25 protein-coding genes are annotated in these 21,207 nt (G+C 60.5%); 16 read left to right on the top strand and 9 right to left on the bottom strand.

Going from position 1 to position 21,207, the window contains the following annotated elements:
* Positions 1-12 precede the first annotated feature (12 nt).
* The 7 genes from AC3WQN_RS14330 (at position 13) to ppnP (ending at position 7,614) form a co-directional block, all read left to right on the top strand.
* Complete coding sequence (locus AC3WQN_RS14330; RefSeq protein WP_103399447.1) at positions 13-882, top strand: SDR family oxidoreductase; 870 nt, start codon at positions 13-15, stop codon at positions 880-882.
* A gap of 3 nt (positions 883-885) precedes the next feature.
* A complete protein-coding gene (gene atuC, locus AC3WQN_RS14325) occupies positions 886-2,502 on the top strand; it encodes a geranyl-CoA carboxylase subunit beta (protein ID WP_103399448.1) in 1,617 nt (538 codons plus the stop codon).
* A 138-nt stretch (positions 2,503-2,640) separates the two neighbouring features.
* Positions 2,641-3,798 (top strand): citronellyl-CoA dehydrogenase, encoded by a 1,158-nt coding sequence (gene atuD, locus AC3WQN_RS14320; RefSeq protein ID WP_103399450.1) that lies wholly within the window; start codon positions 2,641-2,643, stop codon positions 3,796-3,798.
* Positions 3,795-4,592, top strand: a complete 798-nt coding sequence (locus tag AC3WQN_RS14315; RefSeq protein ID WP_103399451.1) for an enoyl-CoA hydratase/isomerase family protein — start codon at positions 3,795-3,797, stop codon at positions 4,590-4,592. The genes atuD and AC3WQN_RS14315 overlap by 4 nt, the downstream gene beginning before the upstream one ends.
* Positions 4,593-4,675: 83 nt before the next feature.
* Positions 4,676-6,637, top strand: coding sequence for an acetyl/propionyl/methylcrotonyl-CoA carboxylase subunit alpha (locus AC3WQN_RS14310; protein ID WP_103399452.1), 1,962 nt, complete (start codon positions 4,676-4,678; stop codon positions 6,635-6,637).
* 70 nt (positions 6,638-6,707) lie between these two features.
* The gene (locus AC3WQN_RS14305; RefSeq protein ID WP_095143836.1) at positions 6,708-7,256 is read left to right on the top strand and encodes a 3'-5' exonuclease; all 549 of its coding nucleotides are present in this window, start codon (positions 6,708-6,710) and stop codon (positions 7,254-7,256) included.
* Between the two features lie 73 nt (positions 7,257-7,329).
* Positions 7,330-7,614 carry a pyrimidine/purine nucleoside phosphorylase gene (gene ppnP / locus AC3WQN_RS14300; RefSeq protein ID WP_095078709.1) on the top strand — a complete coding sequence of 95 codons (285 nt, stop codon included), beginning with the start codon at positions 7,330-7,332 and terminating at the stop codon, positions 7,612-7,614.
* Positions 7,615-7,682: 68 nt separating this feature from the next.
* On the opposite strand, the gene AC3WQN_RS14295 is transcribed toward ppnP, so the two are convergent.
* Together AC3WQN_RS14295 and AC3WQN_RS14290 are read right to left on the bottom strand one after the other, a co-directional pair.
* Positions 7,683-8,489: an MOSC domain-containing protein gene (locus AC3WQN_RS14295; protein WP_103399453.1), complete on the bottom strand. Its 807-nt coding sequence runs from the start codon at positions 8,487-8,489 to the stop codon at positions 7,683-7,685.
* Between the two features lie 257 nt (positions 8,490-8,746).
* The gene (locus AC3WQN_RS14290; protein WP_095143838.1) at positions 8,747-9,682 is read right to left on the bottom strand and encodes a chemotaxis protein CheV; all 936 of its coding nucleotides are present in this window, start codon (positions 9,680-9,682) and stop codon (positions 8,747-8,749) included.
* Between the two features lie 543 nt (positions 9,683-10,225).
* Here AC3WQN_RS14290 and AC3WQN_RS14285 point away from each other — a divergent pair.
* The 4 genes from AC3WQN_RS14285 to AC3WQN_RS14270 all read left to right on the top strand — a co-directional run bounded on the left by AC3WQN_RS14285 (position 10,226) and on the right by AC3WQN_RS14270 (position 13,253).
* Positions 10,226-10,696, top strand: a complete 471-nt coding sequence (locus AC3WQN_RS14285; protein ID WP_103399454.1) for a hypothetical protein — start codon at positions 10,226-10,228, stop codon at positions 10,694-10,696.
* Between the two features lie 452 nt (positions 10,697-11,148).
* Complete coding sequence (locus AC3WQN_RS14280) at positions 11,149-12,042, top strand: sensor histidine kinase (RefSeq protein WP_103399455.1); 894 nt, start codon at positions 11,149-11,151, stop codon at positions 12,040-12,042.
* Positions 12,039-12,698 carry a response regulator gene (locus AC3WQN_RS14275; RefSeq protein ID WP_103399456.1) on the top strand — a complete coding sequence of 220 codons (660 nt, stop codon included), beginning with the start codon at positions 12,039-12,041 and terminating at the stop codon, positions 12,696-12,698. Before AC3WQN_RS14280 ends, AC3WQN_RS14275 begins: the two co-directional genes overlap by 4 nt.
* A 258-nt stretch (positions 12,699-12,956) precedes the next feature.
* Positions 12,957-13,253: a hypothetical protein gene (locus AC3WQN_RS14270; protein ID WP_256587232.1), complete on the top strand. Its 297-nt coding sequence runs from the start codon at positions 12,957-12,959 to the stop codon at positions 13,251-13,253.
* 73 nt (positions 13,254-13,326) lie between these two features.
* Here AC3WQN_RS14270 and AC3WQN_RS14265 read toward each other — a convergent pair whose 3' ends face one another.
* Positions 13,327-14,514 carry a molybdopterin molybdotransferase MoeA gene (locus AC3WQN_RS14265; protein WP_178081888.1) on the bottom strand — a complete coding sequence of 396 codons (1,188 nt, stop codon included), beginning with the start codon at positions 14,512-14,514 and terminating at the stop codon, positions 13,327-13,329.
* A 22-nt stretch (positions 14,515-14,536) separates the two neighbouring features.
* The gene (gene moaB, locus AC3WQN_RS14260; RefSeq protein ID WP_103399458.1) at positions 14,537-15,076 is read right to left on the bottom strand and encodes a molybdenum cofactor biosynthesis protein B; all 540 of its coding nucleotides are present in this window, start codon (positions 15,074-15,076) and stop codon (positions 14,537-14,539) included.
* Positions 15,077-15,157: 81 nt separating this feature from the next.
* Between moaB and mobA the strand changes: the two genes are divergently transcribed.
* Together mobA and AC3WQN_RS14250 are read left to right on the top strand one after the other, a co-directional pair.
* Complete coding sequence (gene mobA, locus AC3WQN_RS14255; protein WP_103399459.1) at positions 15,158-15,760, top strand: molybdenum cofactor guanylyltransferase MobA; 603 nt, start codon at positions 15,158-15,160, stop codon at positions 15,758-15,760.
* Positions 15,761-15,833: 73 nt separating this feature from the next.
* Positions 15,834-16,055: a YgdI/YgdR family lipoprotein gene (locus tag AC3WQN_RS14250; RefSeq protein ID WP_095078700.1), complete on the top strand. Its 222-nt coding sequence runs from the start codon at positions 15,834-15,836 to the stop codon at positions 16,053-16,055.
* 65 nt (positions 16,056-16,120) lie between these two features.
* Here AC3WQN_RS14250 and AC3WQN_RS14245 read toward each other — a convergent pair whose 3' ends face one another.
* The 5 genes from AC3WQN_RS14245 to AC3WQN_RS14225 all read right to left on the bottom strand — a co-directional run bounded on the left by AC3WQN_RS14245 (position 16,121) and on the right by AC3WQN_RS14225 (position 19,628).
* Entirely contained in the window at positions 16,121-17,011 is an 891-nt protein-coding gene (locus AC3WQN_RS14245; RefSeq protein WP_103399460.1) for a pseudouridine synthase, read from the bottom strand.
* 93 nt (positions 17,012-17,104) lie between these two features.
* A complete protein-coding gene (locus AC3WQN_RS14240) occupies positions 17,105-17,425 on the bottom strand; it encodes a transcriptional regulator (protein ID WP_095078698.1) in 321 nt (106 codons plus the stop codon).
* A 73-nt stretch (positions 17,426-17,498) separates the two neighbouring features.
* The gene (locus AC3WQN_RS14235) at positions 17,499-17,933 is read right to left on the bottom strand and encodes a LexA family protein (protein ID WP_103399461.1); all 435 of its coding nucleotides are present in this window, start codon (positions 17,931-17,933) and stop codon (positions 17,499-17,501) included.
* A 115-nt stretch (positions 17,934-18,048) separates the two neighbouring features.
* Entirely contained in the window at positions 18,049-18,285 is a 237-nt protein-coding gene (locus AC3WQN_RS14230; RefSeq protein WP_095078696.1) for a glutaredoxin family protein, read from the bottom strand.
* Between the two features lie 134 nt (positions 18,286-18,419).
* Entirely contained in the window at positions 18,420-19,628 is a 1,209-nt protein-coding gene (locus AC3WQN_RS14225; RefSeq protein ID WP_103399462.1) for an ammonium transporter, read from the bottom strand.
* A gap of 324 nt (positions 19,629-19,952) precedes the next feature.
* Between AC3WQN_RS14225 and AC3WQN_RS14220 the strand changes: the two genes are divergently transcribed.
* Genes AC3WQN_RS14220 through AC3WQN_RS14210 form a run of 3 tightly spaced genes read left to right on the top strand, consistent with a single transcriptional unit; the run spans position 19,953 to position 20,996 of the window.
* Entirely contained in the window at positions 19,953-20,267 is a 315-nt protein-coding gene (locus AC3WQN_RS14220) for an ElaB/YgaM/YqjD family protein (protein WP_103399463.1), read from the top strand.
* Position 20,268: 1 nt separating this feature from the next.
* Positions 20,269-20,658 carry a phage holin family protein gene (locus AC3WQN_RS14215; RefSeq protein WP_103399464.1) on the top strand — a complete coding sequence of 130 codons (390 nt, stop codon included), beginning with the start codon at positions 20,269-20,271 and terminating at the stop codon, positions 20,656-20,658.
* Complete coding sequence (locus AC3WQN_RS14210) at positions 20,655-20,996, top strand: hypothetical protein (RefSeq protein ID WP_103399465.1); 342 nt, start codon at positions 20,655-20,657, stop codon at positions 20,994-20,996. The genes AC3WQN_RS14215 and AC3WQN_RS14210 overlap by 4 nt, the downstream gene beginning before the upstream one ends.
* The last annotated feature ends 211 nt before the right edge of the window (positions 20,997-21,207 follow it).

The following is a 21,207-nucleotide window of genomic DNA, read 5'->3' as shown; positions in this document are numbered from 1 at the left end:
AGGACTGTCACCGTGGCCTTCGATTCAATATTCAAAACCGATCTGTTTGCTGGCCAGAACATCATCGTCACGGGCGGCGGCAGTGGCATCGGCCGTTGCACCGCCCATGAACTGGCGGCCCTCGGTGCCCATGTGCTGCTGGTGGGGCGCAAGCCGGAGAAGCTGCAGCAAGTCGCCGCTGAAATCACCGAAGATGGCGGCAAGGCCAGTTGGCAGGCCTGCGACATTCGCGATGAAGAAGCGGTCAAGCAGCTGGTGGCGCAATTGATCGAGGCACACGGTCCGATTCAGGGGCTGGTGAACAATGCTGGCGGCCAATACCCGGCGCCTCTGGCCTCGATCAATCAGAAGGGCTTCGAAACCGTGCTGCGCACCAACCTGGTGGGCGGTTTCCTGATGGCCCGGGAAGTGTTCAACCAGTCCATGAGCAAGACCGGCGGCGCGATCGTCAACATGCTCGCCGACATGTGGGGCGGCATGCCTGGCATGGGTCACTCGGGGGCCGCACGCTCGGGCATGGACAACTTCACCAAGACCGCCGCCTTCGAATGGGGTTATGCCGGGGTGCGGGTCAACGCGGTAGCGCCGGGCTGGATTGCCTCCAGTGGCATGGACACCTACGAAGGTGCCTTCAAGGCCGTGATCCCGACCCTGCGTGAGCATGTCCCGCTAAAACGCATCGGCACCGAGTCGGAGGTCAGCGCGGCGATCGTTTTCCTACTGAGCCCGGCCGCCGCGTTTATCAGCGGCAGCACCTTGCGCATCGACGGCGCCGCCAGTCTTGGCAGCCGGGCGTGGCCGCTGCACAAGGCGCAACACAGTGAGTCGTTCAATGGCTTCCATCGAGCGTATTTACCCGACGTGCTCAAGGGCGAGGGTTGATCCATGCCAGTCATCGAATCCCTGCTCGACCCCCTCAGCCCGCAGTTTGCGCAAAACCGCGAGGCGATGCTCGGCGGCATCGAGCAAATCCGCCAGCTGGAACGCAACCTGCTGAGCAAGGCCGTCGAAGCCAAAGCGAAATTCGACAAGCGCGGGCAGCTGTTGCCGCGCGAACGCTTGAACCTGTTGCTCGACCCCGGCGCGCCGTTTCTCGAACTGGCGAGCCTGGCCGGCTACAAGCTGCACGATGACAAGGACGGTAGCCAGGCCGGCGGCGGCCTGATCGCCGGGATTGGCCATGTGTCCGGCGTGCGGGTACTGGTGGTGGCCAACAACAGTGCGATCAAGGGCGGCACCATCTCCCCCAGCGGCCTGAAGAAATCCCTGCGCCTGCAACAGATCGCCATGGAAAACAAACTGCCGATAATTACCCTCGCCGAGAGCGGTGGTGCCAACCTCAACTACGCCGCCGAGATTTTTGTCGAGGGTGCACGCAGCTTCGCCAACCAGGCGCGGATGTCGGCCATGGGCTTGCCACAGATTACCGTGGTGCATGGTTCGGCAACGGCCGGTGGCGCCTATCAGCCAGGGCTGTCGGATTACGTGGTGGTGGTGCGCGGCAAGGCCAAACTGTTTCTTGCCGGGCCGCCGCTGCTCAAGGCCGCCACGGGCGAGGTCGCCACTGACGAGCAACTCGGCGGCGCCGAAATGCACGCGCAAATCGCCGGCACCGCCGAGTACCTGGCCGAGAATGATGCCGACGGTGTGCGCCTGGTGCGCGAGATCGTCAGCCTGCTGCCGTGGAACGCTCGACTGCCACGGCTTGCCGCCCAGCCCTGGGACGAACCGCTCTACCCCATCGATGAACTGCTGGGGCTGATTCCCGATGACCCGAAAAAACCCTACGACGTGCGCGAGATTATTGCCCGCATCGCCGATGGCTCGCGCTTTCTGGAATTCAAGGGTGAGTTCGACCAGCAGACCCTCTGCGGTCATCTGAACATCCAGGGACGGCCTTGCGGTTTCATCGGCAACAACGGCCCGATCACCCCCCAAGGCGCCAGCAAGGCGGCGCAATTCATTCAGTTGTGCGATCAGAGCCAGACCCCCCTGCTGTTTTTCCACAACACCACCGGTTTCATGGTCGGCACCGAGTCGGAACAGCAAGGGGTGATCAAACATGGTTCGAAGCTGATTCAGGCGGTAGCCAATGCACGGGTACCGAAGCTGACCCTGGTGGTCGGTGGCTCCTACGGCGCCGGCAACTATGCAATGTGTGGCCGGGGCCTGGACCCGCGCTTCATTTTCGCCTGGCCCAACAGCCGCACGGCGGTAATGGGCGGCGCCCAGGCCGGCAAGGTGCTGCGCATCGTCACCGAAGCCAAACAGCTCAAGGACGGCCTGGTCCCGGATCCGAAGATGCTCGACATGCTGGAACAGGTCACCGCGCAAAAACTCGACAGCCAGTCCACCGCCCTCTATGGCAGTGCCAACCTGTGGGACGACGGGCTGATTGATCCACGGGACACCCGTACGCTGCTGGGCTACCTGCTGGATGTTTGTCACGAGGCCGATGTTCGTCAGCTGCAGTCCAACAGTTTTGGTGTCGCACGGTTTTAGTCAGTTGATCGTTCCCGCGCGCCACGCGGGAATGCAGCCCGGGACGCTCTGCGTCCCAACAGTGGACGCAGGGCGTCCAAAGCAGCGTTGCCACGCAGGGCGTGGCAACGATCAGGGTTCGTCAGGAGAACAACAACAATGATCTTTACCCAGGAACACGAAGCACTGCGCCGTACCGTCCGCCAGTTTGTCGACCGCGAAATCAACCCCCACGTCGACGAGTGGGAGAAAGCCGGGCGCTTTCCGATCCACGAGATTTTCCGCAAGGCCGGCGAGCTCGGCCTACTGGGGATTTCCAAGCCGGAAAAATTCGGTGGCATGGGCCTGGACTACAGCTATTCGATTGTCGCCGCCGAGGAGTTCGGCACCATTCGTTGCGGCGGGATACCGATGGCCATCGGCGTGCAGACCGACATGTGCACCCCGGCCCTGGCCAGGTTCGGTTCCGATGAGTTGCGCGATGAGTTCCTGCGCCCGGCGATCAGCGGCGAGCAGGTCGGCTGCATCGGCGTCTCGGAAGTCGGTGCCGGCTCCGATGTCGCAGGGCTGAAAACCACCGCCCGCAAGGACGGTGACGATTACGTGATCAACGGCAGCAAGATGTGGATCACCAACTCCCCGAACGCTGACTTCATCTGCCTGCTGGCCAATACCTCGGACGACAAGGCCCACATCAACAAGTCGCTGATCATGGTGCCGATGAACACCCCCGGCATCAGCCTCAGTCCGAACCTGGACAAACTGGGCATGCGCAGCTCGGAAACCGCCCAGGTGTTTTTCGACAACGTGCGCGTTCCGCAACGCAACCGCATTGGCCACGAAGGCGCCGGTTTCATGATGCAAATGCTGCAGTTCCAGGAGGAACGCCTGTTCGGGGCCGCCAACATGATCAAGGGCCTGGAGTACTGTGTCGACAGCACCATCGAGTACTGCAAGGAGCGCAAGACCTTCGGCAACGCGCTGATCGACAATCAGGTCATCCACTTCCGCCTCGCCGAGCTGTCGACTGAAATCGAATGCCTGCGGGCCCTGGTCTATCAGGCCACCGAGCAGTACATCAAAGGCCAGGACGTCACCCGCCTGGCATCCATGGCCAAGCTCAAGGCCGGGCGCCTGGGGCGCGAGGTCAGCGACAGCTGCCTGCAATATTGGGGCGGCATGGGCTACATGTGGGACAACCCGGTGGCCCGCGCCTATCGCGATGTACGGCTGGTGTCGATCGGCGGTGGGGCCGACGAAATCATGCTGGGGATCATCTGCAAACTGATGGGCATCCTGCCCGGGAAGAAAAAATGAGCACCCTGCCCGCTTGCCAGACCCTGTTGCTGGAGCAGCACAACGGCGTGCTGCACATCACCTTGAACCGTCCGGACTGCCGCAATGCCATGAGCCTGCAGATGGTCACTGAGTTGCGCGCAGTGCTGGCGGCGGTACGCGATGACCGGGATGTTCGAGCCTTGGTGCTGGGCGGTGCCGGCGGCCACTTTTGTGCCGGCGGCGACCTGAAGGACATGGCCAATGCACGGGCCCAAGGCCTGGAGGCTTACCGTGAATTGAACCGTGCGTTCGGCTCGCTCCTGGAAGAGGCCCAGCATGCACCGCAAGTGCTGATCAGCGTGTTGCAAGGCGCGGTGCTCGGCGGAGGGTTTGGCCTGGCGTGTGTCAGCGACATTGCGCTGACCGAACACAACGCGCAATTCGGCCTGCCGGAAACCAGCCTGGGCCTGCTGCCGGCACAAATCGCGCCGTTCGTGGTCCAGCGCATCGGACTGACCCAGGCCCGGCGCCTGGCACTGACCGCCGCCCGTTTTGATGGCCACGAGGCACGGCGCCTGGGGCTGGTGCATTTTGTCGAGCATGATGCCCAGTCCTTGGCCGAACGCCTGGATGGGGTGCTCGCCCACGTACTGTGCTGCGCACCGGGCGCCAATGCCGCGACCAAAGCCCTGTTACTGGCCAGCACCGAACAGCTGTCGGGGCCATTGCTCGATCAGGCCGCCCAGTGGTTCGCTGAAGCCGTGACCGGTGCCGAAGGCATCGAAGGGACGATGGCTTTCGTACAAAAGCGCAAACCCGGCTGGGCGCCCTGAGGGCATCGCGAACGGGTCCGCAGCCGACGGCGTTCCGACGATGGGGCCCTCACACACACCGCATTCACCAAGGGAATTGAACCATGCCCACCTTGCGCAAAATCCTCATCGCCAACCGCGGTGAAATCGCCTGCCGCATCCAGCGCACCGCCCAGGCCTTGGGCTATCGCACGGTGGCGGTGTTCAGTGATGCCGATGCCGACGCCCTGCACGTGCGCATGGCCGATGAAGCAATCAACATCGGCCCCGCCGCGGTTGCCCAGTCCTACCTCAACGCTGAGGCGATCATCGACGCCGCACGACGCAGTGGAGCCGACGCCATCCACCCGGGCTACGGCTTTCTTTCGGAAAACGCCGACTTCGCCAGCGCCTGCGCCGATGCCGGCCTGACCTTCATCGGTCCAAGCCCGGCCGCCATCGAACTGATGGGCAGCAAGCGCCTGTCGAAGATCGCCATGCTGGCTGCCGGCGTGCCGTGCATCGCTGGCTATCAAGGGCCTGAACAGGACGACGCCACCCTCAGCCGCGAGGCCGAGCGCATCGGCTACCCGTTGATGATCAAAGCCAGCGCCGGCGGCGGCGGACGTGGCATGCGCCTGGTGCACAATCCCCACCAATTGCTGGAACAGATCCGCACCGCACGCTCCGAAGCCCTGCATGCGTTTGGCAGCGACGAACTGATTCTCGAACAAGCATTGATCGACCCTCGTCATGTTGAAATTCAATTGTTCGGCGACCAGCACGGTCAATTGATCTACCTCGGCGAGCGCGACTGCTCGATTCAGCGCCGCCATCAAAAAGTCATTGAAGAAGCCCCATGCCCGGTCATGACGGCCGAGCTGCGTCAGGCGATGGGCGAAGCGGCACTGAAAGCGGGACGCGCCGTCCATTACGTGGGCGCCGGTACCGTCGAGTTTCTGCTCGACGCCCGTGGGCAATTCTATTTCCTGGAGATGAACACTCGCTTGCAGGTCGAACACCCGGTGACCGAATTGATCACCGGCATCGACCTGGTGGCCTGGCAACTGGACGTCGCCGCCGGATTGCCGCTGCCGATGAACCAGGAGCAGGTAACACTCAAGGGCCATGCCATGGAGGTGCGACTCTATGCCGAAGACCCGGCCCAGGGCTTCCTGCCCCAGACCGGGCGCATCACCCGCTGGGAGCCGGCCCTGCAGGACGGTGTACGGATTGACCACGGCCTGCTGGAAGGCCAGCAGGTCAGCCCGTTCTATGACCCGATGCTCGGCAAAATCATCGCCTACGGTGCGACCCGTGAAGAAGCCCGGCGCAAGCTGTTGCGGGCGGTCGAAGACAGTGCCTTGCTCGGATTGCAGACCAACCAGCGACTGCTCGCCGGGTTACTGGAACACCCACAGTTCATTGCCGGGAATTTCAGCACCGGCTTTATCCCGCAATACTTCAGTGATCACTCGAGCCTGCACCCGCACACACCCACGGCCCAGGAACTGGCCGTTGCCGCAGCGATCTTCTACCAGCAGTCCGCCCGCGCCCACGCACCGGGGCTCACGGGTTGGCGCAACAACGCCAATGCGCCGCTGCAGCTACAAATCGGTATGCACGATGGCCGCTGGGCGAGCGAAGTGACGGTCCAGGCCGCGGGTCAATTGCGCATTCAGGTGGCCGGGCAAACGCTGCAACTGACCGTGCTCGACATCGACCCTCGCGCCGTCCACCTGGATATCGACGGCATTCGCCGACGGTACAGCTATCAATTGGCCCATGGACAACTCAGGCTGTTTACCCGCCCCGGTGCCCTGCTGTTGCAGGACCAGACATTGGCGGCGATCGGCGGCCAGGCCAGTGTCAGCAGCGGTACGCTGAAGGCCCCCATGGATGGCGCCATTGTCGATGTACTGGTCAGTGAAGGGACAACCGTCAGCAAGGGCCAACTGCTACTGGTGCTAGAGGCGATGAAAATGGAGCACCCGCTCAAGGCTGGCATCGATGGCGTGATCACACGCTTGCAGGTCAGCCCTGGCGACCAGGTCAAGAACCGGCAGATTTTGCTGGAGGTTGAATAAGCCGCTAGGCGGATCCGTCGCGGTTGGCTACGCTCAGCCTTATCAGGACGCGGATACCAGGAACCCTGCAATGCCTCATTGGCTGGTAATTGATCTAGAAGCGACAACCGATGACGGTGGCTGGCCCATAGAAGAGATGGAAATCATCGAGATCGGCGCCACGCTGGTCAATCGCCAGGGCCGTGAGCTGGATCACTTCCAGCGCTTCGTGCGGCCATTGCGGCGGCCATTGCTGACCCCGTTTTGCCGGGAGCTGACCCATATCACCCAGGCCAGTATCGACGCGGCCCAACCGCTGAGCGATGTCTGGCCGCTGTTCGAGCGCTGGCTGGGCCAGCATCACACTCGCCTGGAAGGCTGGGCCAGTTGGGGAGACTACGACCGCAAGCAGTTGCTTCAGGAATGGCAACGCCTGCAGCTCGACAGCGCCCTGAGTCGTGTCCCGCACATGAATCTCAAGCAGCGGTTTGCCAAGGCTCGCCGCCTGGAGCGGCCACTGGGGCTCAACGGCGCCCTGCAACTGGCTGGCTTGCAGTTCACCGGACAACAGCACCGGGCACTGGAAGACGCACGAAATACCGCACGCCTGCTGCCCCTGACGCTTGCGGCGAAACCTTGAGGGCAACAGGTGACGGGCGAAATGGCCTTGTGCATACTGGCCGGCCTTTTTAGCCCTTTTCGAGGAATCGCCCATGTTTAAAGTCAACGAGTACTTCGACGGTACCGTCAAGTCGATTGCTTTCGGCACTGCTGAAGGTCCGGCCACTATCGGCGTCATGGCGGCGGGCGAATACGAATTCGGTACCAGCCAGCGTGAAATCATGCACGTGGTATCCGGCGCCCTGACCGTCAAGCTGCCTGGCAGCAGCGACTGGGAAACCTTCGCCGCCGGCAGCCAGTTCAACGTACCGGCCAACAGCAAGTTCCAGCTCAAGGTCGCCGTCGACAGCGCTTACCTGTGCGAATACCGCGGTTAAGAGATTCTTCGCGATAAAAAATGCCCGTGTCCAAGGACACGGGCATTTTTGCTTGCAGGGCTGGCAACTTATTCGAGAATCGTCACCGGCATGCCCACTTCCAGCACACCGCTGCCATCATTGACCAGGTTCTGACCGAACATCGCGCCCTCTTCCCGGGCCCGGTACTTTTGCAGGGTGGCCAAGGGTTCGCGGTCTTCGCTGCGCTCGCCGGTCTGCGGATCGATGGTGGTCAGGATGCAGCGCGAACAAGGCTTGACCACACGGAACTCGACATCGCCAATGCGAATGCGCGTCCAGCCATCCTCGGCAAATGCCTCGCTGCCCTCGATCACCAGGTTCGGCCGGAACCTCATCATTTCCAAGGGGCGCCCTACCCGTTGCGACAGATCTTGCAGCGAAGCCTGGCCAATCAACAACAGCGGGAAGCCATCGGCAAACGCCACTTTATCGTCGTCCCTGCCATAACCGGCCTGCGTGGTGCGGGCCAGCGCTTCGGGGACCTGTACCAGCCGGGTCGGCTTGCCGATAAACGCACTGACCCAGGCAGCCGCGGCATCACCGGCATCCGGCACCCGCAAGGTATCGTGCCAGATGGTCACACCGCGCAGATCGGCATCCGCTGCCGGCAAGGCAACATCAATCGGCAAATGGCCCGGCGCCGCGAGGGTCAGGCCTCCAGCAGCATTCCACAGGGCCGATAACTGGCTCATGGCCGATACCGCCCGTTGCGTCAGGAAGCGCCCACTGGCCTCATCCACCAGCATCCAGCGTCGGTCACCGGCAAGCCCGAGCTTGTCCAGGCTCGCCTGCTGCAGGGTTTCACCCTTGCCGGACTTGAGTGGATAACGGTAAAGCGCGCTCAGACGCAACATGGCCAGCTCCTGTTTGGCAAAAACGCCACCCTATACGAGCTTGATCATCGAATCAAAGGCTGACCGCGTGCCTAATGCCAGTCAGTTAAGCAACTCGATCGACGAAAACTCTGTGGGAGCGGGCTTGCCCGCGAAGAAAACACCGCGGTTTTCCAGGCATTACGCGTTATCGCTATTCGCGGGCAAGCCCGCTCCCACTGGTCCTGCGGCTTAACTGACTGACATTGGAGCGCGTGCCCACCTTTTTTGTGCGGTTGTCAGGCAGTGACTTCATCGCGCATCAGGCGCTCACGCACCACATCGACCAGCTTGTCGGGCTGGAACTTGGACAGGAAGTTGTCGCAACCGACCTTCTTGACCATCGAGTCGTTGAAGCTACCCGACAGTGAGGTGTGCAGCACCACATACAAGCCCCGCAGGCGAGGGTCGTTACGGATCTCGGTGGTCAGGCGATAACCGTCCATCTCCGGCATTTCGGCGTCAGTGAAGACCATCAATAGCTTGTCGGTCATCTCGACCCCGGAGTCCGCCCAGCCCTTGAGCAGCTTCAGGGCCTTGAGGCCATCGCTGGCAATGTGCATTTTCACCCCTAGCTGACCCAGGGTGTCGCGCAACTGCGACAACGCGACGTTGGAGTCGTCCACCAGCAGCACCTCACGGCCACGGGCGCGCTCAAGAACCGGATCTTCGAGCTTTTCACGAGAGACCTTGGCGCTGTAGGGCACGATCTCGGCCAGGACTTTTTCGACGTCGATGATCTCCACCAACTGGTCATCGACCTTGCTGATGGCGGTCAGGTAATGCTGGCGACCAGCACTCGTTGGCGGCGGCAGGATGGCTTCCCAGTTCATGTTGACGATGCGGTCCACACCACCGACCAGGAACGCCTGCACCGAGCGGTTGTACTCGGTGACAATGATGGTGCTGTTGGGGCCAGGTACCAGCGGACGCATGCCGATGGCCTGGGACAGGTCAATCACCGGCAACGTCTGGCCACGCAGATTGACCACGCCACAGACAAACGGATGGCGCTGCGGCATCAAGGTCAACTTGGGCAATTGCAGGACTTCCTGCACCTTGAACACGTTGATCGCGAACAATTGCCGACCGGCCAGGCGGAACATGAGGATTTCCAGGCGATTCTCACCCACCAGCTGCGTGCGTTGATCTACCGTGTCGAGAATGCCGGCCATTAATGACTCCTGGGCTTTTCTGATGAATTCACTAAAACAGCGTATCGGCGGATGCCACCGCTTCTTGACCTCGAATACCGGCCCGCAAAAAAATTGATGTCACATTAACATCATGCTCTACTGAATGGACCCTCTCTCCTGGCCGCGCGACCAACAAATGCGTGACAGGTTCCCTGCCATAAGGGAATCCCCTAGGCACAATCAGGATCAGCCTGATATTCGCGATATCCAATAGCCATTAATGTGACGCCATTCTCATTGCATGAATGGAGTCAGGCTTTTGTTTTTGATCACAGAACCAACGCCAGGCCTCAATTTCAGCCAATCGGAACACGCTTCATGGGGGCGTGCCAAAACCGCGCATCACGCCCACGCTGCCATCGATGCAAAGGATAAGCACGTGCCAGACACACACAAACCTTGCGTCGTCCATCCTGAAATACCGGAACTGTCCTACAGACTTGGCTGGTTATCTGGCAGTAATTTACGCCCGTTCACTCAACACCCCATTGCGCCACCTGACTTGATGTCGTGGAGAAAAGCATGCTGAACGATCGTAAAAACTGGAGCCAACGGTTGCCTGAATTCCTGATCGAGGCGGAAACCCTTCTGGCCAAGTCAGAGGAGTGCCTGGCCCACCTGCAACTGATCAACAACGACCAGGACGCTATCGATTGCATGCTCGGCACGCTACTCACGCTGGCCAACCGTGCGGACGCATTGGCACTGGGGACGGTGTCGGAGTTCGCGACGTCTATCCACGTACTGCTCAGTCAAGCGCCCCCGCAAATCGACCTGCACGCCCAGGCCCTTTGCGCCTTGAAGGAATGCTACACGTTGATGGCCTGGCAACTGGAGCTGGTCGACGTCATTACCGGTGAACTGAGCCTCGACAACGCCGAGCAGGTGTCGTTGCTCGAAGCGTTCGCGGTGGAAATCGGACGTGCCCCCCTGCGGTTCAGCGTTCCCGCCAAAGGCTATGCGCGCGCGACTCTCACGGCCAGACATGCCTGACTCACACTCTGCACTTCCCCGAACAACTATCGACACGCCATGTAACATCTGATCATGTCGCCTTTGAATAACTCATATCCAACAACGACATTGCCGACGTAAGTCCAATGATTGGCGAGCACTTCGAATACGCCAGAACAACCCGTTCAAAGCCGTGAATAGTCATCAACCGGCATTCGACCTCAAGCCTGCTCCTGTCCGTTGAACAATAGAGGGCAAAGGCGACCAGGCGTGCCTTAGGTGTTAACATGCCGTCCAATTAATTGACGCTACATTAATGGCACTCTGAATCCAGCCCGGCATTGCCTTCTGGTAAGTGCAAAACCCGATTGTGACAATCAGGCTGCGCTAATTTGAAGCGGATCATTCATTTACCCGGTTTTTCCAGACACAGTCCCGTCAACCTCCATGACCGGCCTGCCCGCAGCGAACACTCATTGGCTCCATCAGCTATGCACGCCGGCCTGAAATCCATCCAAACCTGGCGCCTGTCCCGAACGAACCTTCGCCGGATCACCCTGCTGCTTTGCCTTTGCTCGGCAGTGGGCAGCGTGCTGGTCTATGGCCTCTCCATCCCCATGCCACCGGTATTGGTGGCGTTGAACCTGGTGGCTGCAGGCTGTGCGCTGGAGCAGTATTGCCACTCGCGCAGGTCCATCAAGTTTCAGCCGCAGGAACTTGCCGACCGCCTGCTGCAAGTGCAGGAAAACGAACGTCATCGACTCAGCCGTGAACTGCACGACGACATTGGTCAATTACTGACAGCCGCCAGACTACAAGGCGAATGGCTCAAGCGCCGCCTGCCTGACGACCAGCAAAGCCAATGCACCGTGTTGTGTGAAACCCTGGAAGAAACACTGACAAAAGTTCGCGACATGTCCGCCCTGCTCAACCCAAGACAACTGACCAGCCTTGGCCTGGAAGCCAGTTTGCGCGCGCACTTGCTCAAGACACTGGCCAATACCGCCGTGAAATGGAGCCTCGAATGCCACCAGCAACTGACCGGCATCCCGGAGGAAATGGCAGTGGCAGCTTTTCGAATTACCCAGGAAGCCATCACCAACATACTGCGCCATGCACAGGCCCATAACCTGTTGGTCCGCTTGCAGCGTACGCCCCAAGGGCTTGCGTTGTTCATCAGTGACGACGGACTGGGATTCTCCCCCGCCCCCCATCCTGGCCGCGAAGGGCAGTGCGGGATGGCCGGGATGTCAGAGCGGGTCGAGCAATTGGGCGGCACCCTGAGCGTCACCAGTGAGCCCGGCAAAGGAACGCAGATCGACGCTCTTTTCCCCTGGGCGCCCCGCGCGCGCGAACGGGCCAGCACGAATAAGGTTCTACATTGACTTGCAACTTGCTTCTGGTGGATGACCACTCACTCATCAGGGCCGGTGTACGCGCACTGGTCATGGACATTCCCGGTTACTCGGTCATCGGAGAAGCCACTGATGGCGCCCAGGTGCTCGAAATGGTCGAGCACCTGCAACCTGACATCATCCTGCTGGATCTGTCCATGCGCGACATCGGCGGGCTCGAAGCGCTGCAAACGCTCAAGGCGGTTCGCCCCCAGAGCAAGGTGCTGATCCTGTCGATGCACACCGAACCGGCGTTGATCATGCGCGCCCTGGAATCGGGAGCCCACGGCTACCTGCTCAAGGACACCACCGCCACGGAACTGGAGCACGCGCTCGAAGCCTTGCGCAACAACGAACGTTACCTGAGCCCGGCCATTGCACACACGGTGATCAATCAGGCACTGGTACAGACACACCGACAACCGCCAGAAACCATCGAGACCCATAACCTGACGGCACGCCAACTGGAGATCCTGCGCTTGATCGTGCGCGGCAAATCCACTCGCGAGATTGCCAATGGCCTGGGCCTGAGCATCAAGACCGTTGAAACCCATCGCTCGCATATCATGAAACGCTTGCAGATCTTCGATGTGGCGGGCCTGGTGCTGTTTGCCGTGCGCGAACAGATCATCAGCCTCGACGACTGATCGGCATCAGCCCTGAAACAAGCTTCCACTGAAGGCGCTCACTCTCTTCAGCGGCACCGGTGCAATGCTGACATCCAGAACCCGTCGTCACCAGGCCATCAGCACTGCACCTTGCCTGCGTCCAGCGCCGCTGAACGTGTGGAGTTTTTTCTTACATGCCGCGACGAATCAGCCGAATTGACGGTCAATTGATATTGGAACACCTTGTGTCAGTCGTTATCAGAAACAGATTGGCCACACACAAGGATGTGCATCCATATGACAAGCCATGACTTGCGAATCTCGGCAATCCGCACGGCAGCCCCAAAGGACAATCAGCGAGCGGAATGCCTGTGCGGCCTCGACTCAAGCAAAGGAAGCGCCCTGGAGCCTCGCCTTACCGAACTGGAGGCCCACCTCAGGCATATCCGCAGAGACATGGAAACGGCTCGCAGCGACCTGAAATCCATCCAGCACAGGCTTGCGTACTCAACAGGCGCCATTACCGTGATCATCGGACTCGTCAGCTGGATCGCCAGCAGCCGGATCGATCAACTGGTCATGCTATTCAACTGACAGAGCCGCCAGGCGGCGAGCCAGGCCCACTCGGCTCGCTGTCGGGCCTGACGAGGTAGCGCTGCAGTGAAGTTCAGCCGAGTACTTCACTTAGCGGGATGAAGTTGACCCAATCGCCCTCGACCAGGGTGCGCCCCTCAAGCACTTCGACCAACCCCTCGGCCCATGCCGCGCTGCGCAAAACACCCGAACTCTGGTTTCTGTAGACAATCGCCCGCCCCTGCTCCAGCCGACCGCGAAGGTACTCCCGCCGATTGCCTGCCTTGGACCAGACAAATCCCGCCGGGACCTGGAATTGCAATGGGGCCACTGCTTGCACGCCTTGGCGGCGCAGGAGATAAGGCCGGGCCAGCAACGCGAACGTCACCAGTGTCGAGGCCGGGTTCCCTGGCAGACCAATCACCGGCACACCTCGGAAGTGACCGAACGTCAACGGTTTCCCGGGCTTGATCGCCAGCTTCCACAGCGCCAGCTCACCCTCTTCACGCAAGGCGATACCCAGGAAGTCGGCTTCGCCAACCGATACGCCACCCGTGGAAAGAATCAGGTCAACACTTCCAAGCTCAGCGAGTCTCGCGCGCGTGGCCTGCAGATTGTCAGGAAGAATACCGGCATCCACCACTTCGCAGCCCAGGCGCTGCAGCCAGCTGCACAGCAATACCCGATTGCTGTTGTAGATCTGTCCGGGACCCAGCGACTGCCCCGGCTCGATCAGCTCGTCGCCGGTAGACAGTACGGCGACGCGCACCTTGCGCACCACCTCGAGCTCCGCGCACCCCAGTGAGGCAGCCAGGCCTTGCTCGATAGGCCCCAAACGGGTGCCGGCACTCAGCACCTGCTCGCCCACCGTGGCTTCCTGACCTTGCGGGCGGATGTTCTGTCCGACCTTCATCGGTTCGGTGAACCGCACCCGCAGGTCGCTCAGAACCTCGGCGTTTTCCTGCATTTCGACGCAATCCGCACCGGCCGGCACCGGTGCGCCGGTAAAGATCCTGGCGCACGTACCCGGCGCCAAGGGCTCCGGTGCTTGCCCGGCGAATATCTTCTGACTGACCACCAATGGCTCGCCCGTCCAGTCGGCCAGCCGCAGGGCGTAACCGTCCATGGCACTGTTGGGCCACGGCGGCAGATCAAGGGTCGATACCAGGTCATTGGCCAGCACACGCCCGTGGACGGCAGCCAGCGGCAATCGCTCATGCTCGTCAATGGGCGATGCTTCAGCCATTTCAAGCAGGCGTGCCAACGCCACTTCGACGGGCATCAAGCTGCCCGTCTTGCCTGGCTTAGCCGCGCGATTCACAAGGTGCCGCCTGTTTCAGGTGAGTGACGAAGTTGCAGGGACGGTGACGCGCATCCAATTGCTCGGCGAGTATGCCATCCCAACCGGTTCGCACCGCGTTGGTGGAACCTGGCAGGCAGCAAACCAGCGTGCCATTGGCCAGGCCTGCCAGTGCACGCGACTGGACCGTGGAGCTGCCAATATCAGCGACCGATATCTGTCGGAACAACTCGCCAAACCCGTCGACCTGCTTGTCCAGCAGGCAGCTCACGGCTTCAGGCGTACTGTCACGCCCGGTGAAACCCGTCCCCCCGGTAATCAGCACCACTTGAACCAGGTCGTCGGCGATCCAGGTGGCGACTTGCGCACGTATTTTGTACAGGTCATCTTTAAGCAGGACACGCGCCGCCAGGTTGTGGCCGGCAGCGCTCAAGCGGTCGACAAAGACCTGGCCCGAGGTATCGGTTTCCAGCGTGCGGGTATCGCTGACGGTCAGCACCGCGATGTTCAGCGCAACGAAAGGTACATCGGCCTTGGCTTTCATAGGCTCGTCCAGTTGTAGGAGAAACGGCCCGGTGTTATATCACAGAGCCCTGTTTTTTTGCCCCACCGATGGAGAGGCGTCATGCCCCTGAATACTGAGTTACCGCCCTGCTCCATCCTGCTCCTGGCGGGCGGGCGTGGCCAGCGCATGGGGGGGCAGGACAAAGGGTTGCTCGAATGGCGGGGCCTGCCTCTGATTGCGCATCTGCACCAACGGACCCGGGGCTTGACCGATGACCTGATCATTTCCTGCAACCGCAATCTTGACCGCTATGCGTCCTATGCCGATCAGTTGGTACACGATGACGACAGTGATTTCCCTGGCCCTTTGGCAGGTATTCGCGCCGGGCTGAAGGCCGCACGCCACCCCCACCTGATGGTGCTGCCGTGCGATGTGCCACGCCTGGACGCCGAACTGCTGCAAACCATGCGTGAGGCGGCCCGCCAGCACCCGGAAAAACCCTTGATGGTGCGTCAGGGTGAACACTGGGAGCCGTTGCTGTGCATCATCCCTGTCGCGCTGTCAGATGAGTTCGACAAGGCCTGGAGTGCGGGCGAGCGCAGCCCTGGACGTATCATGCGCACGCTTGATGCCATTGCACTGCAGTGTCCCGAGAATGATCGGCGCCTGGCCAACCTCAATACCCCAGAGCTATTAAGTCTGCATGCCAGCGTGTCAGAATGACCTATTCTGGAACTTGCACGCGTGCTGTACGTCTCAAGTTCAGACATCAAGAATTCAATAGCGGAGACATCTCATGACTCATCGGACCCTCGCCACTTTCATGCTTGCCTTGGGCTTGGCCACCCTCGCGGGCTGCTCGTCACCTGCAGTCATCACCTTGAATGACGGCCGCGAAATCCAGTCTGTCGACACCCCTAGATACAATGACAAGTCGGGTTTCTATGAGTTCGAACAGCTGGACGGCAAGCAAACCCGCATCAACAAGGATCAGGTTCGCACCGTCAAGGACCTGTAAGTCGCGACGCGTTCCAGCGACACGACCAAGCCCGCCCAGCGCGGGCTTGTTGTTGTCTGGAGCGGCTACCAGTCCAGGCTGATGGTGCTTTCGAACACCCGCTCCTGACCGGTCACCGGGTCGACGAAGCGCAAGCCTTTGGCCAACAGCTTCAAAGGATTGGCGTAGTCATCCTCTGCATCGTTCAAGACGTCGGGATAGAAGGGGTCATTACAGATACTCGCCCCCAACGCGGCCATGTGAACCCTCAACTGGTGTTTTTTGCCCGTCACCGGGTACAACGCGTAGCGCCACAGATCAGCATTTTTTTCTACGACCTCGATTGCGGTTTCGGTATTGCTGATGCCTGGCCCCTCTTGCATACGGAAAAAGGGCTGACCATCGACCAGACGGCTTTTGTGTACCAGGGGAAACGACAGTGCCGGCAACGCACGGGCAATGGCTTCATAGTGCTTTTCGATGGTGCGAGTCGGAAACAGTGACTGATACGCCGAACGGCTTTGCGGATTGGCGGAAAACAGCACAAGCCCCGCCGTGTGCCGGTCAATACGATGCAGTGGCACCAGGTGCGGATTGTCCAGGCGACGGATCAACCGACGCAGCAACGTCTGCTCGACATACTCGCCAGCGGGGGTCACCGGCAAGAAATGGGGTTTGTCCGCCACCACCAGATGCTCGTCGGCATACAGGATCGTTTCCACAACCGGGATGTGTTTCTCATCAGGCACCTCGCGAAAATAATGGATTCGCAGGCCTTCCTTGTACGCCAGGTCCACGGCAATCGCCTGGCCTTGACCGTCGAGCACACGACCGCGGGCGATCCTGTCCAGCCATTGTTCACGCCCAATGGCGCTGAAGTGTTCGCACAGGCAATCAAGCACGGTCGCCCAACTGCCTGGTGGCAGGTATAGCGTACTGGCCTGGTTCTGTGCGGCGGAAAACGATGAGGTGGACATACGAAAGCTCTGGCCGTTAATGCTGATGGCTATTATCCAACAACGGCTTGAACGGACCTAGGACAGATTCCACACGGCCCCTCCTGATTTCCGTCACGCGGTCAAGGACTCGCGCAGCGCTGCCGCGTCGGTGAACTCTTTCAGCCAGCGCAATACATCGACGGCTTCCCAGCGGCCAGGATCATAAAGCGCATACAGCAAGCCCTGGTAACCGACGACGTCCAGCTGACGGTGATACCCGGCGCGCTGAAACAGAGCCTCGATTTCGGCAAAACAGGTATTGAAGTGCACTTTGTTGAACGGCGTTTTCCCTTCCGTCACCAGGCCGTCCAGGCGTAACTCCCGTACCGCCTCGCGTACCACGTCGACCGACATCCGGTTCACGCTGGCTTTCAACTGTTCAACATTGACCATGTTGCATCCCTCTCATTTCGTAATCCCGTGCGCGCGCCTGGCGTTCCAGCCAATCAGGCTCGCAGGGCCAATCTCACCCACGCCCCACATAACTGACGACCCACAGCACCACCCCCCAGATCGGGGCCGGGTCGAGTTCATCAAAGGGGACCGAGGGGATAGAGGGCCGCGCAGCCTTGAGCAGCAGCCCTCCCTTGGGATCCGCCGCCAGCAGGCGCACGCAGTAATCGTTTTCGCTGTCGAGATGGGCCACCACGTATTGATCCTGAACAGGCTGGATCGAACGATCGACGATCAGACGGTCACCGGGATAAATACCGAACCCCAGCAAGCTGTCGTCATCAACCAGGACCGCACGCACCTGCTCGGCCCCCAGCCCCACTATCCGGTCTAGCGAGAAGTCGCAATGCGCCTGCTCTTGAGCGGCGCAATGCAGGGTACTGATGCTCAGCTCACCGGAATCCGGCAGCTGCAAGCGCTGACGACTTGCGAGTATGGTGAGGGACATGACGGCCACCCGAATAACTGTATGCACATACAGTAAACGAATATTCGAGCGCGCGCCAACGCATTACAGGCAGGTCACGACAAACGGAGTCCGTGTCGCAACAAAAGCGAGGGGATCAGCGCAAAAACGCCACGACCTGCTCGGCATCGAAGGGCCAGCCCAGTTCGGCCCCCGTATCGACCCGGCGCAGCACCGGAATTCGCAAGCCGTAGGCTTCAAATAACGCATCGCTGTCCGCAATGTCCACCAGTTCCACCAACAATCCGTGCTCGACCAGCGGCATCAGCTCCGCTTCGGCGAGTTCACAGAGATGGCAGCCAAGGGTGCCGAACAACTGGCATTCAGAAGGCATGAGGTACAGATCACTGAGGAATGGGTGATCATTCTAGGCCGGACGTGAAAAACCGTCGAGCGCCAGCCACCCCCATCACGGGGTGAATGCCGCGCGCAGATCGCGGGTGCAGATCATTGCGCTCCCAGCGCCCCTCAGTCCTGGCTGACGGCACCGATCTTGTGGATCGACAGGTCAGCACCGTAGTACTCCTCTTCCTGGCTCAGGCGCAGACCATGCAAGCGTTTGATTGCGCCATACACCACCAGCCCCCCGATCAATGCCACCACAATACCCAGCGCCGTACCGATCAATTGGCTGATCAGGCTGACACCACCCAGCCCGCCCAACGCCGTCTGGCCGAAGATCCCGCAGGCAATGCCGCCCCAGGCGCCACACAAGCCATGTAATGGCCAGACGCCCAGCACATCATCGATCTTCCATTGGTTTTGCGCGGCAATGAAACACCCGACAAACAGGGCCCCGGCGATGGCACCGGTCACCAGGGCCCCCACCGGGTGCATCAGGTCCGAGCCCGCGCAGATCGCGACCAGCCCGGCCAGCGGTCCATTGTGCAGAAACCCCGGATCGTTGCGACCAACGATCAACGCGGCCACGGTTCCGCCGACCATGGCCATCAACGAATTGACCGCCACCAATCCGCTGACCCCCTGCAGAGTCTGGGCGCTCATTACGTTAAAGCCGAACCAGCCGACGATCAGAATCCACGAGCCCAATGCCAGGAACGGAATACTCGATGGAGCAAACGCTACCAGGCGCCCGTCGCGGTACCGTCCATTGCGCGGGCCGAGCAGTAGCACCGCCGCCAGTGCCAGCCAGCCGCCCATGGCATGCACCACCACCGAACCTGCAAAGTCATGGAAGCCGGCACCAAAGCGCTCGAGCAACCAGGCTTGCAGGCCAAAATTGCCATTCCAGACAATGCCCTCAAAAAATGGATAGATGAACGCCACGATCAGCGCGGTGGCGCACAACTGCGGTATGAACCGCGCCCGCTCGGCAATTCCGCCGGAGATAATGGCTGGAATGGCGGCGGCGAACGTCAGCAGAAAGAAAAACTTCACCAGTCCATAACCGTGATCGACACTGATCACCGAGGCCGGTTGCATGAAATGGACGCCGTATGAGATCCAGTAGCCTATAAAGAAGTAAGCCAGGGTCGAAATGGCAAAGTCGCTGAGGATTTTCGACAAGGCATTGACCTGATTCTTTTGACGAACCGTACCGACTTCCAGGAAGGCGAAACCGGCATGCATCGCCAGGACCATGACCGCGCCGATCAGGATGAAGAGCGTGTTGGAACCGAGGACCAGACTGTCCACTGCACTTTGCAGATTTTCCATGGGGTTGGCAGACCTTCAATCCGGGAAAAGCACCAAAGCAGTTCGCCAGGTCTTTTTGCGCACCAAGTTGACACCTCCCCTGGCATCAACTCACCTTACGGCGAACCGTTTTGGCGCAAAAAAACCGACGGGCTCAATCCTTGCCTGGATGTTTCCGCTGATTACTATTATTTAGGTTAAGGTTTTCGCGAAGCACGCCCGTTTTCAGTACAACAGCACCGATTGACGCACCACGACATAGCAAAAGCTGTACCAGCCGTTTGCACTGAACCTTCGCAAACGGCTCATACTCGAACACTTCACACCCCACTTATGGAGATCACCATGGCCAGCAAAACGGAAAAGACTGCTCAAGAAATCCTGATGGAAGATTTTCAGACACTGGTCAGCGACACCGAGCGGCTGCTGGAACACACCGCGACACTGGCCGGTGATCAAGCCGACGAACTGCGCGGTCAGATTCACGAAAGCCTGGTGCGCGCCCGCGAAACCCTGAAACTGACCCAGGACTCCCTGAGCGAGCGCAGCAAGGCCGCTGTCTCTTCGACAGAAGAGTATGTCCAGGCCAATCCCTGGCAGTCGGTGGGTATCGCGGCTGGCGTGGGCTTTCTGATTGGCCTGCTGGCGACTCGGCGCTGATATGGCGATCGGTGAATCCGGCTCGCCGGATACGGACTCCGGCTCCTCATCGCGGCGCCTGGGCGCCGCGTTCCTTGGGTTGCTGCACAGTCATGTCGAGTTGTTCGGCATCGAGTTGCAAGAGCAAAAGGCGCGTACGGTCAGCCTGTTGCTGTTCGCCGGCCTTGCGCTGGTGTTCGCCCTGCTGTTGCTGGTGGGTCTTTCGGCACTGGTGTTGATTGTGTTTTGGGACACCTATCGCCTGTCGGCCATCGTTGGCCTGTGCGTGTTCTATGCGCTCGCGGCCCTGTTCTGCGGCATGCGCCTGAAAGCAGCGGTCTTCGATGAGTCGTCGCCGTTCCACGCCACCCTCGAAGAGCTGAACAACGACAGGGAGCGCCTGCTGCCATGAGCCTGCCCAAGATCCCCAAGAACAGCTCGCGGCAAGAAATGCGCAAGGCCCTGATCCGCTTGCGCATGGAAATGCATCGCCAGGAAATACGTCATGAGTCGCGACAATTGCTGCAACCCTTGCAGCGGATACGCGGCATGTCGCAAACCCTGCAGGAGGGCCTGGGCATCAAGCACGCGCCACTCTGGGGGGTTGCCGCCGTGACCTTGCTGGGCTTTCTCACCGGCAAGGGCGCCAAGGGTGGAGGCCTGCGCAATGTCTCCCGATGGGTCGGACTGGGCACCGCACTGTTGCCGCTGATCAAGCTGGTGATGCAAGGCACCTCACGCAAAGACTAGTCCGCTGTCACTGGCTGCAGTGTTGCCGGGTTCGAACCTCTTTATCGAGAGGTTCGATGCCACCTGCCCGTTCACCGAATATCGATACCGACGGGCTCGGGTTCCGCTTGCAGCCGGCGGCACGAACCGGGAAGCTAGGGTCTGTTGACGTTTGGTGGCGGCCGCGACGGATGCCCGCTTGGTGCAGGGCAAGGCGCGAGGAACGCGGTTT

The sequence above is a fragment of the Pseudomonas sp. FW300-N1A1 genome (assembly GCF_058789115.1).
This window is presented reverse-complemented; position numbering and strand designations above follow the sequence as displayed.

Coding starts and splice junctions, on each gene's coding strand:
- atuC (WP_103399448.1), top strand. CDS start 886: ATGCCAGTCATCGAATCCCTGCTCGACCCCCTCAGCCCGCAGTTTGCG.
- AC3WQN_RS14215 (WP_103399464.1), top strand. CDS start 20,269: ATGGCGATCGGTGAATCCGGCTCGCCGGATACGGACTCCGGCTCCTCA.
- AC3WQN_RS14210 (WP_103399465.1), top strand. CDS start 20,655: ATGAGCCTGCCCAAGATCCCCAAGAACAGCTCGCGGCAAGAAATGCGC.
- AC3WQN_RS14230 (WP_095078696.1), bottom strand. CDS start 18,285: ATGCCTTCTGAATGCCAGTTGTTCGGCACCCTTGGCTGCCATCTCTGT.
- AC3WQN_RS14305 (WP_095143836.1), top strand. CDS start 6,708: ATGCCTCATTGGCTGGTAATTGATCTAGAAGCGACAACCGATGACGGT.
- moaB (WP_103399458.1), bottom strand. CDS start 15,076: ATGAAAGCCAAGGCCGATGTACCTTTCGTTGCGCTGAACATCGCGGTG.
- AC3WQN_RS14280 (WP_103399455.1), top strand. CDS start 11,149: ATGCACGCCGGCCTGAAATCCATCCAAACCTGGCGCCTGTCCCGAACG.
- AC3WQN_RS14245 (WP_103399460.1), bottom strand. CDS start 17,011: ATGTCCACCTCATCGTTTTCCGCCGCACAGAACCAGGCCAGTACGCTA.
- AC3WQN_RS14310 (WP_103399452.1), top strand. CDS start 4,676: ATGCCCACCTTGCGCAAAATCCTCATCGCCAACCGCGGTGAAATCGCC.
- AC3WQN_RS14240 (WP_095078698.1), bottom strand. CDS start 17,425: ATGGTCAATGTTGAACAGTTGAAAGCCAGCGTGAACCGGATGTCGGTC.
- AC3WQN_RS14220 (WP_103399463.1), top strand. CDS start 19,953: ATGGCCAGCAAAACGGAAAAGACTGCTCAAGAAATCCTGATGGAAGAT.
- AC3WQN_RS14315 (WP_103399451.1), top strand. CDS start 3,795: ATGAGCACCCTGCCCGCTTGCCAGACCCTGTTGCTGGAGCAGCACAAC.
- AC3WQN_RS14285 (WP_103399454.1), top strand. CDS start 10,226: ATGCTGAACGATCGTAAAAACTGGAGCCAACGGTTGCCTGAATTCCTG.
- AC3WQN_RS14295 (WP_103399453.1), bottom strand. CDS start 8,489: ATGTTGCGTCTGAGCGCGCTTTACCGTTATCCACTCAAGTCCGGCAAG.
- AC3WQN_RS14235 (WP_103399461.1), bottom strand. CDS start 17,933: ATGTCCCTCACCATACTCGCAAGTCGTCAGCGCTTGCAGCTGCCGGAT.
- ppnP (WP_095078709.1), top strand. CDS start 7,330: ATGTTTAAAGTCAACGAGTACTTCGACGGTACCGTCAAGTCGATTGCT.
- AC3WQN_RS14250 (WP_095078700.1), top strand. CDS start 15,834: ATGACTCATCGGACCCTCGCCACTTTCATGCTTGCCTTGGGCTTGGCC.
- mobA (WP_103399459.1), top strand. CDS start 15,158: ATGCCCCTGAATACTGAGTTACCGCCCTGCTCCATCCTGCTCCTGGCG.
- AC3WQN_RS14290 (WP_095143838.1), bottom strand. CDS start 9,682: ATGGCCGGCATTCTCGACACGGTAGATCAACGCACGCAGCTGGTGGGT.
- AC3WQN_RS14270 (WP_256587232.1), top strand. CDS start 12,957: ATGACAAGCCATGACTTGCGAATCTCGGCAATCCGCACGGCAGCCCCA.
- AC3WQN_RS14225 (WP_103399462.1), bottom strand. CDS start 19,628: ATGGAAAATCTGCAAAGTGCAGTGGACAGTCTGGTCCTCGGTTCCAAC.
- atuD (WP_103399450.1), top strand. CDS start 2,641: ATGATCTTTACCCAGGAACACGAAGCACTGCGCCGTACCGTCCGCCAG.
- AC3WQN_RS14265 (WP_178081888.1), bottom strand. CDS start 14,514: ATGCCCGTCGAAGTGGCGTTGGCACGCCTGCTTGAAATGGCTGAAGCA.